13 protein-coding genes are annotated in these 14,172 nt (G+C 63.7%); 5 read left to right on the top strand and 8 right to left on the bottom strand.

All coding sequences use genetic code 11. From position 1 onward, the window contains the following. Positions 1–238 precede the first annotated feature (238 nt). Positions 239–382: a hypothetical protein gene (locus tag EN969_RS02830; RefSeq protein WP_013530518.1), complete on the top strand. Its 144-nt coding sequence runs from the start codon at positions 239–241 to the stop codon at positions 380–382. A gap of 97 nt (positions 383–479) precedes the next feature. Here EN969_RS02830 and EN969_RS02825 read toward each other — a convergent pair whose 3' ends face one another. After that, positions 480–1,172: a DUF2270 domain-containing protein gene (locus tag EN969_RS02825; RefSeq protein WP_063168672.1), complete on the bottom strand. Its 693-nt coding sequence runs from the start codon at positions 1,170–1,172 to the stop codon at positions 480–482. 476 nt (positions 1,173–1,648) lie between these two features. Here EN969_RS02825 and EN969_RS02820 point away from each other — a divergent pair, with 476 nt between their 5' ends. From EN969_RS02820 to EN969_RS02810, 3 genes are all read left to right on the top strand, one after another. Next, positions 1,649–2,170, top strand: a complete 522-nt coding sequence (locus EN969_RS02820) for an Hsp20/alpha crystallin family protein (RefSeq protein ID WP_013530520.1) — start codon at positions 1,649–1,651, stop codon at positions 2,168–2,170. Between the two features lie 126 nt (positions 2,171–2,296). Then, positions 2,297–3,031, top strand: coding sequence for a gamma-glutamylcyclotransferase (locus EN969_RS02815; protein WP_013530521.1), 735 nt, complete (start codon positions 2,297–2,299; stop codon positions 3,029–3,031). 196 nt (positions 3,032–3,227) lie between these two features. Then, the gene (locus tag EN969_RS02810; protein ID WP_063168671.1) at positions 3,228–4,379 is read left to right on the top strand and encodes an acyltransferase; all 1,152 of its coding nucleotides are present in this window, start codon (positions 3,228–3,230) and stop codon (positions 4,377–4,379) included. Here EN969_RS02810 and EN969_RS02805 read toward each other — a convergent pair. The 6 genes from EN969_RS02805 to EN969_RS02780 form a co-directional block, all read right to left on the bottom strand. After that, positions 4,366–6,345 carry a glycoside hydrolase family 127 protein gene (locus EN969_RS02805; protein ID WP_063168670.1) on the bottom strand — a complete coding sequence of 660 codons (1,980 nt, stop codon included), beginning with the start codon at positions 6,343–6,345 and terminating at the stop codon, positions 4,366–4,368. The two genes, EN969_RS02810 and EN969_RS02805, sit on opposite strands and share 14 nt — an antisense overlap. Before the next feature lie 14 nt (positions 6,346–6,359). Further along, positions 6,360–7,217: a carbohydrate ABC transporter permease gene (locus EN969_RS02800; RefSeq protein WP_013530524.1), complete on the bottom strand. Its 858-nt coding sequence runs from the start codon at positions 7,215–7,217 to the stop codon at positions 6,360–6,362. Further along, on the bottom strand, positions 7,217–8,140 hold the full coding sequence (locus EN969_RS02795; RefSeq protein WP_063168669.1) for a sugar ABC transporter permease: 924 nt from the start codon (positions 8,138–8,140) through the stop codon (positions 7,217–7,219). The genes EN969_RS02800 and EN969_RS02795 overlap by 1 nt, the downstream gene beginning before the upstream one ends. Before the next feature lie 216 nt (positions 8,141–8,356). After that, a complete protein-coding gene (locus tag EN969_RS02790; RefSeq protein WP_063167722.1) occupies positions 8,357–9,745 on the bottom strand; it encodes a pitrilysin family protein in 1,389 nt (462 codons plus the stop codon). 135 nt (positions 9,746–9,880) lie between these two features. Continuing rightward, on the bottom strand, positions 9,881–10,435 hold the full coding sequence (rsmD, locus tag EN969_RS02785) for a 16S rRNA (guanine(966)-N(2))-methyltransferase RsmD (RefSeq protein ID WP_024504838.1): 555 nt from the start codon (positions 10,433–10,435) through the stop codon (positions 9,881–9,883). After that, the gene (locus tag EN969_RS02780; RefSeq protein WP_063167721.1) at positions 10,432–12,525 is read right to left on the bottom strand and encodes a pseudouridine synthase; all 2,094 of its coding nucleotides are present in this window, start codon (positions 12,523–12,525) and stop codon (positions 10,432–10,434) included. The genes rsmD and EN969_RS02780 overlap by 4 nt, the downstream gene beginning before the upstream one ends. Before the next feature lie 182 nt (positions 12,526–12,707). Here EN969_RS02780 and EN969_RS02775 point away from each other — a divergent pair, with 182 nt between their 5' ends. Then, positions 12,708–13,157, top strand: coding sequence for a nucleoside deaminase (locus tag EN969_RS02775; protein ID WP_013532358.1), 450 nt, complete (start codon positions 12,708–12,710; stop codon positions 13,155–13,157). A 36-nt stretch (positions 13,158–13,193) separates the two neighbouring features. Here EN969_RS02775 and EN969_RS02770 read toward each other — a convergent pair whose 3' ends face one another. Further along, entirely contained in the window at positions 13,194–13,865 is a 672-nt protein-coding gene (locus tag EN969_RS02770; protein WP_013532359.1) for a hypothetical protein, read from the bottom strand. Between the last annotated feature and the right edge of the window lie 307 nt (positions 13,866–14,172).

Raw genomic sequence — 14,172 nt, 5'->3', positions numbered from 1 at the left:
GCTAAATCGAGTTCCTGAGCCATCTTGTTGTTCGGGCGTGTTTTTGTCGATTGCCGCGAACGGCCGCGCGTCCCCGTCGATGCTTCGAACGCCGCCAAATAGGGCAGCGCGTCTTTGCCGTCCATGTGCCGATCATTAGAATTTGCATCTGATCAGAGTTGATTTCCTATCAAGCCGTTAATGCGGTCATGCTGTTAATCAGCATTTGCTAATGAGTCTTTCGAACCTGAGGCAAGCAATGACCAAGAATCTCGGCAATGCACGTCATACGCCGGCGAAGGACCCGCAGGTCTCCCTTCTGGGCAAAGCCGCGCCGGCGCTGTTTCCGCTGGTCGTGGCGGCACTGGGTTACATGGTTGGCAAGCAGTTCTTCGGCATCTAGGCGCGAAGTTCCGTTCCCTCAAACGTCTCGGCGGACCGACCATCTCAGCGCGCGGGCCGCCGTTTGCGTTGCAGCGGCGTGTTGCCGGGCATCAACGTCAAACATGCACGTCGCCAAAGGACAGTTCGCCGTCGTTATCGGCCGTGAAAAAGACGATGGCAAGCAACCCGACATAGAATGCGGCCACGACAACCACGATCGCCACACCGGGAACGGGGCCAAGGGCGGCGCTGTCTACGGCTTCGCGAAGCGAACCGGCAAAGCCGGTCCTGACGCCCACGGTTTGAAGGCTGGGGGTGGATATCTTGAGCACCCAGGCCAGCAAGAGGATCAGGAACAGGTAGATGTAATTTCGCCGCAGCCGACGGGCCAGCGCGACGCGCTGCGACAGCAGGAACTTCGGCGCGCGTAGGCCTTCCCCGACGATGAGCAGCCAGTCCGAGGCAAAGTCGGGCTGTGGGGAAAAGATCTGCGCGAAATAGTGGCGCTCGAACTGGCGTACGCGCGCCCGATAGAAATCGAAGAACCGATAGCGGCGCGCCTCGATCCATAGCAGCAGCAGGATCAGCAGCATGGCGAAAAGCAGCACGCCGTGATGCGCACTGGCCGTCGACAGCGATACCGAAAGCAGCGCCGCCACCACCGTGATTGCCCAGTTGGTTGTCCTGTCCAGCCGGTCGCGCCATCCCGCCATGCGAGCGATCTCGGCGCGGTGAAAATGCGACAGCGTGTTGACGCGCTCCGCCGATGAAAGGACGGGGCCAGCGGGCTTTGCCGACGCGTCGTTCATGGCATCCTCCGGCAAGGAACAGAACGGCCTGCCAGCGGCATTGTTCCCTGTCCTCGAGACCGCCGATCCAGCCGACCAGCCGCGCGTTGAGGCCGAGGCGGCTCCGGTCCAGCAGACACCAAGCTGGCGGTTGACCACTGTTTCGCGAAGTGCCGATCGAAGGGCACGACTGATGTGGACAGCACCGGTGACGCAGGCACCTGCATGCACCAATCACATTACATTACGAGGTCTTGACCCACCCGCGACGGAGTCCAAAATCCTCCGCACCAGTGCCGACGAGGCGCCGGCTTCACGGGCGCCGCGCGGGTCAGGGGCGGTGGCCTTCGGGCAGGCTCAGGTGCGCGAGCCCCCGCCACTGATCCAGGCGTTTCCAACGGGACCGGAGCGCCAATGGCGCAGACGCGCATCGTCCGAGCATGGCAACCAGAGCATGCAAACGAACGATAGACAGGATCAAGAAAGGAGCAAATGCAATGACCATTCGTGATCTGATGCCATGGGGTCGCGATCCAAACCAGGTTCAGACCCTCTCAGGCGACCGCGATCAGGACCCATTCATGAGCCTGCATCGCGAGATGAACCGCCTTGTTGACGACATGTTCCGCGGTTTCGGTTCACGTCTTCCATCCTTGGGCAGGCTCTCTTCAGCGGGCGGTGGCTGGCCTAGCGTGGAAATCTCGGAAACGGACAAGGAAATCCGCGTGACCGCCGAGATACCCGGCATGGAGGAAAAGGACATCGAGGTGTTGCTCGATGACGGCGTCCTGACGTTGCGCGGTGAAAAACACGCCGAAACCGACGACAAGGAACGTCAGTTCTCCGAGCGATTCTACGGCCGCTTCGAACGTCGCATTCCGATCGGCTTCGAAGTCGAAGAAGACAAGGTCGCTGCCGATTTCCGCAACGGCGTGCTGTTCGTCACCTTGCCGAAATCCGAGAAGGCACAGAACAAGATGAGGCGCATCCCCATCGGCGGCAAGAGCACCAAGCACTAGAATGATTGGATGCCGGGCGGGAGGGTCACCCGCCCGGCATCGGCCGTTGAATTTTGCGCCGGTCACATGGACCCTTGAGAATCCCTCTGCCTTCGGCAACATGACGGCGACGGTAGAGGGTATGAAATGAACCAGCCGATTTCTGCCATATCGCCGCGCAAGTCCGTGCCGCGCAACACGCCGATGGCGCTGACCGAGGCGTTGGTCGCGCGCACTATGCGTGCTGTCGAGGATGCCGGGCCGACGCCGGGCATGGTTCACATGACCGATGCCGACTATGCGCGTATCCGCGACGAGGTGCTGGCCGGCGCTCCGGCCGGGCCGCTGAAACTATTTGCCTATGGCTCGCTGCTGTGGAAGCCCGCCGGCGAGGTGAGGGGCGGAGAACGCGCGGTGGCCAGCGGCTGGCATCGTTCGTTCTGCTTCACGGTGCAGCGTTTTCGCGGCACGGTCGAGCAGCCCGGCTTGATGATGGCGCTCGATCGCGGCGGCCAGTGCCAGGGCATGGTGTTCGAGATCGCGGAACCGGTGGCGGCCAACCTCGAAGCGCTGCTGCGCCGCGAAATGACCATCCTGCCCGCCGTCAACGTGCCGCGCTGGCTGCAGGTCAGGACCGAAGGCGGCCCATGTCGCGCGATTGGTTTCGTCGTCGATCCCGCCAATCCGCGTTATGCCGGCAAGCTCGACAAGCAGGCGATCGCGGCGACGCTGGTGACAGCCGTCGGTCATTGGGGCTCGGGCGCGCAATATCTATTCGAGACGATCCGCCACCTCGAAGCCTGCGGCATCCGCGACCGCAATCTGTGGCGGCTGCAGGAACTGGTGGCGGAAGAGATCGGGCTGACCGTCGCCCAGAAGTGATCCGCCCAGAAGTGATCCGCTCAGACGCGGCACGCTTCAGTCGTGTTTGGCTCCGGATGCTTGCAGGCCACAGCACCTTGCGAAGCAAATCTCTGATTTCGTAAGTCTCCGCAGTGAAGGTTTAATGAATTGAAAACAGTTCTGGGCCAACGATGACCTGAACACCGGCGCAGGACACGGTGCGCGTGGACCAATCATGAAATCCTCGACCGGAGAGCACTACCCAGCGCTGGATCATGTTCGTGGCCTGGCGGCCTTTCTTGTCTTTACCTGGCATTTCCTTCATGCTTCTCCTGAAGGCCCCGTGCCTTATGATTTCGTGCCGGCTCTTCCTATCTTCAGCGTTCTGGATGAAGGGCATACTGGCGTTTCCCTGTTCATGGCGCTTTCCGGCTACCTGTTCGCCAAGCTGCTCGATGGAAAGCAGATCAACTATCTGCCCTTCTTTGCCAACAGGGCCCTCAGGCTGCTTCCGCTTCTCCTGGTCGTGCTATGCATCGAGGCCTGCCGCAGGTACGTGGCCGGCCAGTCCCTCGACGGGTATTTCACGGGCGTCGGATTGGGGTTTCTTTTTCCCACCCTCCCGAATGGCGGCTGGTCGATAACGATCGAAGCGCACTTCTACCTGTTGCTGCCGTTCTTGCTGATGGTATCCAGGCGGTTTGTGTTCGCGCCCTTGCTGTTCATCGCGGCAGCCATTGTGCTGAGGTCCGTCCTGTATGTGCAGATCGGCGAAGTGCAGTCGGCGGCGTCCGCAACCATCATAGGCCATGCGGATCAGTTCCTGGCCGGCATTCTTGCCTTTCACCTGCGTGCCCACGCGAAGAACCAACACTGGCTGGCGCTGGCCGTTCTCATGGCTTTTTCGGGGTTCTTCTGGTGGTTCGATGCAGCCGGCGGATTTTACCAACTGGGCCGCTATCCGTCGCCTCATTGGATATGGATCATCCTGCCGACCCTGGAGGCGGCAGCCTATTCATTCGGCATCGCCTACTACGACACGAGCTTTTCGAGAAAGCGAACAAGCCCGCCGTTCAGGGTACTGGAGAAGGCTGGGGCCTACAGCTATTCGATCTATCTTCTGCACCTGTTCTTCGTCATGCAATTGGCAGCGTTCATAGACACGAATGTCATGAGCATCAGCAATTTCTACGTCGCATGCCTCTGGTCCGCATTGTGCTTCGTGGCGACGATCCCGATCGGCTATCTCAGCTATACCTGCGTCGAGGCGCCATTCCTGCGCCTGCGTCTGCGCTATATGGACCAAAAGCCCGAAACCGCGGCATCGACCGCGGCTGAGCTTGGATCGGTCATCGCCGATACACCGACCTCGTTCAGCCGTCCCTGAGCCATACCAGCATCTCGCCGGGCTCGCGGTTGTCCCAGGCGAAATAGGGAATGGCGGTCAGTCGCGTCTCGGCGGTGGCCGGCGGCTCGGGCCTGTAGAGCCCGTCCTGCCAGCCGTCGGAGACATCGGCAAGTGCCGCGGTCGACAGCGTCACCACGCCGCCGAGAAGTTCCGGCCGGTGCTGCGCTTCGATGGTGGCCGTCCGCGGCAGCGTCAGGCGATGCGGCTGGCTGTCATTGTCTGATGCCTCGACGCAATAGATCAGCGGGCCGCGTGACAGCGCGACGCGGCCAGCATCCTGGCGCACCTGCGGGTTGGCATAAAGCCGCTCGATCGGCATTTCGAGATCGAGCCGGACATTGTCGCCCTTTTTCCATGTCCGCTTGATCGCGGCGTAGCCGTCGCTGGTGATATCCGCCAGCCTGATGGCTTCGCCGTTTATCTTCAACCCGGCACTGGCGCTCCAGGCGGGAATGCGCAGGTGCAAAGTGAACTCGACCGGCGCCCGCGGTTCGAGCATGATGTCGACGGCGCCGTCCCAGGGATAGCTGCTGACCTGCGTCAGGCTCACCGGGACGCCCGATATATCGAAGCGCCCGGTCGAGTCGCCATAGAGGTGGACGGCCAGCGCATCGTGGGCCAGGCTGTAGAAATAGCTGCCGATCGAGGCGACCATGCGCCCGATATTGGGCGGGCAGCACGGGCAGCGGTGCCACTTCCACCTGTTGTGCTTGCCCCGGCTTTCCAATGGATTCTCGTAGAAAAACAGCGAGCCGTCGAGCGACAGGCCCGAGATCGAACCGTTGTAGAGGGCGCGTTCCATCATGTCGGCGTAGCGCGCGTTCGGCCCCATGCCGAGCATGCGGCTGGCCCAGAACACCAAGCCGACCGCCGCACAGGTCTCGGCATAGGCGCTTTCGTTGGGCAGGTCGTAGTCGCTGGTGAAGCCCTCATTGTGCGCCGACGGCCCCAGTCCGCCAGTGATGTAGAGACTCTTGGTGGTGAGATCGTCCCACAGAAGGTCGAGTGCTGCTCGCAGCGTATCATCGCCATATTCGGTCGCGATATCGGCCATGCCGGAATAGAGGTACATCGCCCTGACAGCATGGCCGACGACCTTGTTCTGTTCTCGCACCGGGATATGCGACTGGCTGTATTCATAGGTCTTGAAATGATAGGCCTTCGGGTCGGCGCCGCGGGCGCGGGCCTCCTCGTCGAAATAATGCGGCTGCTGACCGCGCTGGTCGATGAAGTATCTGGCCAACTCCATATATTTCCGCTCGCCGGTCACCCGTGCCAGCTTGACCAGCGCCAGCTCGATCTCCTCGTGGCCGCAATAGCCCTTCTTCTTGCCGGGCTCCGGGCCGAGTACCGACGCGATGTGGTCGGCATAGCGGCACATGATATCGAGCAGCTTGCGTTTTCCCGTCGCCTGGTAGTAGGCGACCGCGCCCTCGATCAGATGGCCGGCGCAATAGAGCTCGTGGCAGTCGCGCAGATTGGTCCAGCGCTTGCCGGGCTGGATGCGTTGGTACCAGCTGGAGAGATAGCCGTCCTCCTGCTGCAGCCTGCCATACATGTCGATGACGGCGTCGATCTTCTTCTCCAGTTCGGGATTCTTGCGCCGGTACAGCGAATAGGCCGCGGTCTCGATCGTCTTGCCGAGATCGGAATCCCAGAACATCTGCGTGGTCACCGTCGATCCGGTGAATTCCGCGCCCTGGCGGTCGGCTTCGTCGGGAGAGGGCGAGTGGAAGGGGATGACTATGCCGGGCGAGGGACGGTCCGGATCGATCTGCTCCAGCATGCGGGCCTCCACGCAGCGCTCGTAAAGGATATCGGCGGTGCGGGCGGCGACAGCGTCGGCGCGATCGCCCCAGAAGCCGTGCACGTCGACCTGCGGCACCGGCAGCGGGCGGAAGGCGAGCTTCGGTTTCCCGGTTTTTGCGGATGGCGATGCGGTCATGAATTTACTCCATTCTATTTGACGGCCCCGGCCATCAGGCCGCGGATGTAGAAGCGCTGCAGCGCCAGGAACAGGATGAGGCACGGCACCATCATCACGGTGACGCCCGCCTGCACCGCGCCCCAGTCGATGGCGCCGAAGCGGCCCGACTGCAGTGCGGTCATCATCACTGGCAGCGTGAATTTGGATTGGTCGGTCATCAGCACGAGGGCGGCGAGGAATTCGTTCCAGGCGCCGAGGAAGGCAAACAGGGCGATGGTGACGACGCCCGGCCAGACCAGCGGCAGCATCACCTTCCAAAGCATGGTGAGATTGCCGGCGCCGTCCATGCGGGCGGCTTCCTCGATCTCGCGCGGCACTGCGTCGAAGGCGTTGCGCATCATGAAGATCGAAAACGGCAGTTGCAGCGTCACATAAACGCCGACCAGGCCGGTCAGCGTGTTGTGCAGGCCAAGCTTGGTCAGCACCAGGAAGATCGGCGTCAGGATCGACTGGAACGGGATCATGATCGTCGACAGGATGAGGATGAAGAACAGGTCCTTGAACGGAAACCGGAACCGCGAAAAGCCATAGCCGGCCAGCACGCTGACGGCGACCGACAGCACCACGGTCATCACCGAGACATAGATGCTGTTTTGGGCCGAGACCCAGAGCCCGTCGCCGAAGCTGTTGAGCGTGGCGTAGTTCTCCAGCGAGAAGCCTGATGTCGGCCAGGGCGGCAGCGGCGGCAGGCGCGCTTCGGCCGCTGGCTTGAACGCCGACAGCACCGCCCACACGATCGGCGCGGCAAACAGCACCGAGGCGACGATGCCGGTCGAATGCTCGCCGATGCGGCTCAAGAGCCGGCGGTTGCGGGAAGCGGCCTGCGCCATCAGTCGAGCCCCTCCGGCTTGCGCAGCAGCCACAGCTGGACGAGGCTGAGCGCCACCAGGATCACCAGCAGCACCATCGACAAAGCCGCGCCGTAGCCGAGCTTGAACGACACGAAGGACTGGTTGAAGATCCAGTAGACCGCCGTCAGCGTCTGGTTGCGTGGGCCGCCGCGCAGGATGATGTAGAACTGGTCGAAGGCGAGGATCGAGCCGGCGACCGACAGGATCAGGGCCAGCGCCAGCGTGCGGCGCATCAGCGGCAAAGTGATCGCCCTGAACCTGGCGAACGGATCGGCGCCGTCGATGACGGCCGCCTCCTGCAGATCCTGCGGGATCGATTGCAGGCCGGCCATCAGAATGATCATGGTGAAGCCGGCGACCTTCCAGACGACCATGGCGATGATCGACCAGAAGGCCGGCTGGAAGGTGGCCAAAAGGTTGAACTTCCTGTCGATCAGGCCAAGGTCGTAGGCGGCCGGGCTGAACAGGCCGGAATCGACGTTCAACAGCCATGACCAGAGCAGGCTGGCCGAGGCAAAGCCGACAACCGCCGGCATGAAGAACATCGTCCGGTAAAGATTGGTCAGCGGCCGCGGCCGCTCGACGAACAGCGCCAGCGGAAACGCCACCACGAAGATCGCGATGGTGACGATCACGGTGTAGTAGGCGGTGAAGCGCAGCGCGTTCCAGAACCGGGTGTCGCGCAGGATGGCGACATAGTTGCCGAGGCCGATAAAGCTGTGCTCGCCCATCAGGGGCCAGTTGTGCAGCGACATCCACGCCGTCATGCCGAGCGGGATCAGGAAAAAGACGACGACCAGCGCGACAGCCGGCGCGACATAGAGCAGGCCGATCCATTGGTGGCGGCTGGCGACCTTGCGGGCGCGGGGCGGGGCAGGGGTTGCTGCGGTGATGACGGTCATGGCTGCGCGCTCGATGCTATTGGGACATTGGCAAAGAACCCCCTCACCCGGATTGCCAACCCAATTGAAGAGAGCAATTCGGGGCAATCCGACCTCTCCCTGAGGGGAGAGGAGGTTGCCGGGGATGGTGCCAGCCTCTTCTCCCCAGCGGGGAGAAGGTGGCCGCGAAGCGGCCGGATGAGGGGGCTGCCTCGCTCACGGGGATCGAATTCATCATCAATTCCCCGCCTGTTGCTGCGGCAAGAGATAGCCGGTCGTCGACCGGGCGAGCACCAGATAGCGCGCGGCGACCGCCTTGACCTCGTCTGCGGTGACCTTGCGGATGCGGTCCGTCCATTGCTGGACGTCCTGCACATTGCCGCCGGTGGCCAGCGTCGAACCGTAGATGTTGGCCATGGAATCCTGCTTGTCGCGGGCAAAGATCATCGACCTGACATAGCGGTCCTTGGCCTTTTCCAGTTCCGATGGCGTCACGCCATCCTTGACGATGCGCACCACCTCCGCATCGACTGCCGCTTCGACGTCGGAAATCCTGGCATCGCCGCGCGGCGCGCCGTAGACGGTGAAGTTGGTGTCGTCGAGCATGGTGCCCTGGAAAAAGGCGCCGGCGCTGGATGCGATACCTTGCTGGACGACAAGCGCCTGGTAGAGCCGGCTGCGATTGCCGCCGCCGAGGATCTCCGCCAAGAGGTCGAGCGCTTCCGCCTCGCCCGGCTTTCCCGAATGATAGGACGGCACCACCCATTGCGTGGAAAAGCTCGGCACGCTGACGCGGGCATCGGAGAGCGTGACCGTGCGCTTGGTGTTCTGCTCCGGCTCGACCGGGCGGATGCGGGGCGGCAGATCGGGGCCGCGCGCCACCTTGCCATAGGTCTTTTCGGCCAGCGCCCGCACCGTGTCCGGTTCGACATCGCCGGCGACGATCAGCACGGCGTTATTGGGCCGGTAGTATTTGTCGTAGAAGGCGGTGGCGTCGACGCGGTTCAGCTGCTGCATCTCCTGCATCCAGCCGATGACCGGAATGCGATAGGGCTGGTTCTGCCACAGCGTCGCATCGACCTCCTCGTCCAGCACAGCCTCGGGGCTGTTGTCGATACGCGAGCGGCGCTCCTCGAGGATGACGTCGCGCTCGGTCTTGATGACATCATCGGTGAGGATGAGGTTGCGCATGCGGTCAGCCTCGAAGCTCATCATCAGCCCGAGTGCCGACGGCGCCACCGTCTCGTGGAAAGCGGTGTAGTCATAGGAGGTGAAGGCGTTGTTGGATCCGCCGATATCGGAGACGGCGCGGTCGAACTCGCCGGCCGCATGGTTGGTCGTTGCCTTGAACATCAGATGTTCGAAGAAATGCGCGATGCCGGATTTGCCGGGCGGCTCGTCGGCGCTGCCGATCTTGTACCAGACCATGTGGGTGACGATCGGCGCACGGTGGTCGGGAATGACGACCACCTCCATGCCGTTGTCGAGCAGGAAATCCGTGACCTTGAACTCGGCCGGAACCGTGTTGGGCAAGACGGGGCTCTCGGCCAGCACTGGGCTGGTCGTGACAAAAGCCAAGGAGGTCGCCAACAGCGTTCCCCGCAGCCATTCAATCCTGGATGTCATCAACGGCTCCGGTTCTGTCGACAGACGATAGGCAAGGTGCTGGCGACAAGCAAAGTGATTTGTTGATCATGTTGCCGGCAAAGGCGGCGGCAAAGAGGCCGGCCCATGGATGCCCGGCCAAGGATACGAGGCGTATCAGGCCGCCTCGATGAAGCGGATGACGGTCTCGCCATAGTTGCGTTCGTCCAGCACCGAAAAGCCGGGGCCTGGCTCGAAGGACGCCACCGCGGCCTCTTCGACCACGCACAGCGCGCCGGGGCGAAGCCAGCCGCCGGCTTTGGCCGACTGCAAGGCGCGCTCGCCAAGGCCCTTGCCATAGGGCGGGTCGGCGAAGACAAGGCCGAACGGCGCCAGCGTGCCGGCCTCGCCGAGGCCGGTGGCATCGCGGCGGAAGATCTTGGTGCGGCCGGTGAGCCCGAAGGCCTCGACATTGTCGCGGATCAGGCCACGGCCTTCCGCCGATTCCTCGATGAAGACACCGTAGGAGGCACCGCGCGACAGCGCTTCCAGTCCCAGCGCGCCGGTGCCGGCGAACAGGTCGAGCACGCGTGCCCCGTCCAATTGCTCGGCAAAGCGATGCGCCAGCACGTTGAAGACCGCCTCGCGGGTACGATCGGTCGTCGGACGGATGGCGCTCGAGCGCGGCGTCGCCAACGGACGCCCGCGAAACTCACCGCCGACGATTCTCATCTCGCTTTGGGGCCTCGGGGACCGTTGCGCGGACGCTCACCGCCGCCAGCCCCGCCCGGACGTTCGCCGCGCGGCTTGCCGAACGGCTTTGCACCGGCCGGTTTGCCATAGGTCGGTTTGAACGAGGCCTTGCGCGCCTTGGCGTCAGCCGCCTTGGCGGCGTCAGCTTCGGCCCTGCCCTTGCCGATCGGTCGCGCGCCTGGCGCCATCCAGACATTGGCCTTGCGCTGGCCGGGCGGCTCGATCGGCCGCTGCTCGCGCTCGGACTTTTTGCCACCGCCCGGCTTGCCACCAAAAGCACCACGCGGCTTGTCGCCGAAGCCACCGCGCGGTTTGTCGCCGAAATTGCCGCGCGGCTTGTCGCCAAAGCTGCGTTCGGGACGCGGGGCGCGTTCGCCAAAACTCTTCTCAGCGTTTCTGTCGGGGCTTGTCGACAGTTTGCCCAGAGCCTCATCGCGGCTGCCTTCGCGGCGCTTGCGATTCTTGATCAACCCGCCCTCGCCGATCGGGCGGCGCTCGCCATCGCGGGTGAATTTCGGCCGTTCCGGCTCCGGCTCGCGAACTTCGGTGCGCCGCACCGGCTTGTTGGAAAACGGCTTGGTGACATCGGCGTCGAAATTGGCGCCGGATTCCTCGACCAGGCGCTCGCCAAGCTGGTCGCGCAACACCCTGCCCTTGATTTCCAGCACATGGCCCTCGGCGAGGTCATCGAGTTGGAACGGCCCGTAGGAGATACGGATCAGCCGCGTCACGTCGAGGCCGAGCGAACCCAGGATGTTCCTGACTTCGCGGTTCTTGCCCTCGCGCAGGCCGATCGTCAGCCAGGCATTGGTGCCTTGCTCGCGATCGAGCGTCGCTTCGATGGCGCCGTAAAAGACGCCGTCGACGGCGATGCCTTCGCGCAGGCCGGCAAGCGCGCTTTCCTCGACCTTGCCGTGGACGCGCACGCGGTAGCGGCGCAGCCAGCCGGTGGCCGGCAGTTCGAGCACGCGCGACAGGCCGCCATCATTGGTGAGCAGCAGCAGGCCTTCGGTGTTGATGTCGAGCCGGCCGATGGTCATCAGCCGTGGCAATTCAGCCGGCAGCACGTCGAAGACGGTCTTGCGGCCCTCGGGATCGCGGTTGGTGGTGACGACGCCGGCCGGCTTGTGGAACAGGAACAGCCTTGTGCGCTCGATCGGCGGGATTTCCATACCGTCGAGATGGATGATGTCATCAGGCATCACGTTGAAGGCCGGTGAAGTCAGAGCGCGACCATTGACCTTGACGCGGCCGGCGGCAATCAGCTCCTCGGCATCGCGGCGCGAGGCGAGGCCGGCGCGGGCCAGCCGCTTGGCGATGCGCTCGCCTGCCTCTTCCGCAGCCTCGGCGGGACGCGGGCGTGGCTTGAAGCTGCCGCCTGACGCGCCTTGCGGCCGATCGTTGAAATCCCGCTTCGGGCGATCGCTGAAGTCACGCTTTGGGCGATCGACGGCGTCACGCGGGGCGCGGTCACTGAAATCGCGCTTGGGACGGTCGAAGCGCTTTTCGCCGCCCGCTGCCGCCGCAGCCGGCCGGTCGCCCCGCGGTGCATAGGGTTTGCGTGGCCCTTCGCGCTTCTCGTAGGGCTTGCGCTCGCCTTCAGCGGCCACCGGGCGGTCGCCGCGCGGCGCATAGGGCTTGCGTGGCCCCTCGCGCTTTTCATACGGTTTGCGCTCGCCTTCTGCGGCCATTGGACGATCGCCGCGCGGTGCGTAGGGCTTGCGCGGTCCTTCGCGCTTTTCATAGGGCTTGTGCTCGCCTTCGGCGGCCATTGGGCGATCGCCGCGCGGTGCATAGGGCTTGCGCGGCCCCTCGCGTTTCTCAAAAGGCTTGCCTTCGGGACGCGGGCCTTTGCTGAAAGGCTTGTCGCCGCCCTTGAAATCGCGCTTCGGCCGCTCGCCATCGGCAGCCATCGGCCGGTCGCCACGCGGTGCGTAAGGTTTCTTGGCGCCAAAGGACGGTTTGCCGCCCTTGCCCGCGGCGCCATCGCGGCTGCGCGGTCCCGCGGCTTTCGGCCCACTCTTGGCCGGCCCCTTCCTGGGTCGGAATTTCTTGTCGTTGTCGTCCATGTGGCCTTTATCCGTTTGCGCTGCTACAGCGTGGCGCATCCTTTCGGGCGCGCAACGAACGCTGTAGCACTTTTGATGTGGCGCATGATCATTTTCGAAAACCGAGTCCCGATTTTCGATGTCATGCGCTCCATAACAGGATCACCGTCAGGTGGCGAGGAGATAATCGGAGTGGAAATCGCGTGAAGCGGCCCGATTTCATGGCGCTGGCGCTGAAGGAGGCCGAAGCTGCCGCCTTGCGAGGCGAAGTGCCGGTCGGCGCCGTCATCGCCAACGGCGCTGGTGTTGTCGCCAGCGCCGGCAACCGCACACGCGAACTTGCCGACCCGACCGCGCATGCCGAGATGCTGGTCATCCGCGAAGCCTGCCGCAAACTGTCGGCCGAGCGGCTGACCGGGCACGATCTCTATGTGACGCTGGAGCCTTGCGCCATGTGCGCCGGCGCCATTTCCTTCGCCCGGCTGCGCCGGCTTTATTTCGGCGCCGCCGACGACAAGGGCGGCGCTGTGGTCAATGGCGTGCGCTTCTTCGCCTCGCCGACCTGCCACCACGCGCCCGACATCTATCCGGGCATGGGCGAGACCGAAGCAGGCCTGCTGCTTAAAGGATTTTTTCGGGAGCGGCGCGGCTGAAGCGGGCGCTACGCCCGGCGACACAATTCGGTGTTCTTACAGCCAATCGAACCAGCCGCTGCCCTTCTTGCCTTCCGCCTCTTTCTTGAGACGGCGTTCCTTCTTGTACTCGTCCTCGCCAAGCTCGTTCTGCGGAGCGGTGCCGGCCGCGACACGATACTGCACTGGAGGCTCGCTCAGATATTTGCGGGTGTTCGGATCGCCCTGCTTGCTGTCGGCGAGGCGACGCTGGATCTCGGCGGCACGGCCTTTGTCGGAATCGGCCGGTGTCCATGCCGGCGGGTGGCTCGAGCCTGACTCCGCCATCGCCCTTTTCACCGAGGCCGGATCGGTTTGCACGTCGTCGACGATCTCCGACTGATAGGCCGGGTCGTTCTGATGGGCGGTGGCATCGGCCCGCAAGCGGGCGCGGCGCTGCTCGGGCGATTCGGGCCATTCGGCGCTCGCCGTCTCGATGCTGTCCTGCGGGGCCGGCAGCGCTTCCTTCTGGCCGGGCGCCGGCTTTACAAGCGTCGGACGCGGCTTGTAGTCGATCTGTTCCTTGCGCTTCGGCGCAAATGAAAAGGCGCCTGAAATATCGCCGGCCAGCTGTTCGCCGGCGGTCTTGTCGGTGCCGTAGGTCGGAGAGCCCATGCAGCCGGACAAAGCGAGGCCCGACGCGACAAGCGGCGCCAGCAGCGCCAGGCGCGCATTATATCTCTCGGTCATGCCAAAAAGTCCCACTCTAGACAGCCTCTCGATTGCCACCAGCCTCGTGGCCGGTCCCCATCGTCCAAGCACTTGCGACGGAAATCCGGCGACAATTTGTCTTCCGGAGTTTCGCGTGTTTACCTCAACCACTCGTTAAGGGCAACGCGCGGGCGGTTTTCACCCGCCCGGCGTGGCATTTGTGCACCGATCAAGCTGGCCGGCCTGTCAAAGCCGGCCAAGCGCCTTCAATTCATGCAGCACCGCCGCATCCCTGGCCGAAACATCCGGGAATTCCGGATCCTGGCCGACATCGGCGGTGTAGCGC

The sequence above is a fragment of the Mesorhizobium sp. M7A.F.Ca.CA.003.01.2.1 genome (assembly GCF_003998945.1).
Classification (GTDB): domain Bacteria; phylum Pseudomonadota; class Alphaproteobacteria; order Rhizobiales; family Rhizobiaceae; genus Mesorhizobium; species Mesorhizobium ciceri.
The sequence above is the reverse complement of the archived record's forward strand: the minus strand, read 5'-3'. Positions and strand labels throughout refer to the sequence as shown.

Bases quoted from the DNA above. Each gene is read 5' to 3' on its own strand.
- EN969_RS02830 (WP_013530518.1), top strand. From the start codon at position 239: ATGACCAAGAATCTCGGCAATGCACGTCATACGCCGGCGAAGGACCCG.
- EN969_RS02825 (WP_063168672.1), bottom strand. From the start codon at position 1,172: ATGAACGACGCGTCGGCAAAGCCCGCTGGCCCCGTCCTTTCATCGGCG.
- EN969_RS02820 (WP_013530520.1), top strand. From the start codon at position 1,649: ATGACCATTCGTGATCTGATGCCATGGGGTCGCGATCCAAACCAGGTT.
- EN969_RS02815 (WP_013530521.1), top strand. From the start codon at position 2,297: ATGAACCAGCCGATTTCTGCCATATCGCCGCGCAAGTCCGTGCCGCGC.
- EN969_RS02810 (WP_063168671.1), top strand. From the start codon at position 3,228: ATGAAATCCTCGACCGGAGAGCACTACCCAGCGCTGGATCATGTTCGT.
- EN969_RS02805 (WP_063168670.1), bottom strand. From the start codon at position 6,345: ATGACCGCATCGCCATCCGCAAAAACCGGGAAACCGAAGCTCGCCTTC.
- EN969_RS02800 (WP_013530524.1), bottom strand. From the start codon at position 7,217: ATGGCGCAGGCCGCTTCCCGCAACCGCCGGCTCTTGAGCCGCATCGGC.
- EN969_RS02795 (WP_063168669.1), bottom strand. From the start codon at position 8,140: ATGACCGTCATCACCGCAGCAACCCCTGCCCCGCCCCGCGCCCGCAAG.
- EN969_RS02790 (WP_063167722.1), bottom strand. From the start codon at position 9,745: ATGACATCCAGGATTGAATGGCTGCGGGGAACGCTGTTGGCGACCTCC.
- rsmD (WP_024504838.1), bottom strand. From the start codon at position 10,435: ATGAGAATCGTCGGCGGTGAGTTTCGCGGGCGTCCGTTGGCGACGCCG.
- EN969_RS02780 (WP_063167721.1), bottom strand. From the start codon at position 12,525: ATGGACGACAACGACAAGAAATTCCGACCCAGGAAGGGGCCGGCCAAG.
- EN969_RS02770 (WP_013532359.1), bottom strand. From the start codon at position 13,865: ATGACCGAGAGATATAATGCGCGCCTGGCGCTGCTGGCGCCGCTTGTC.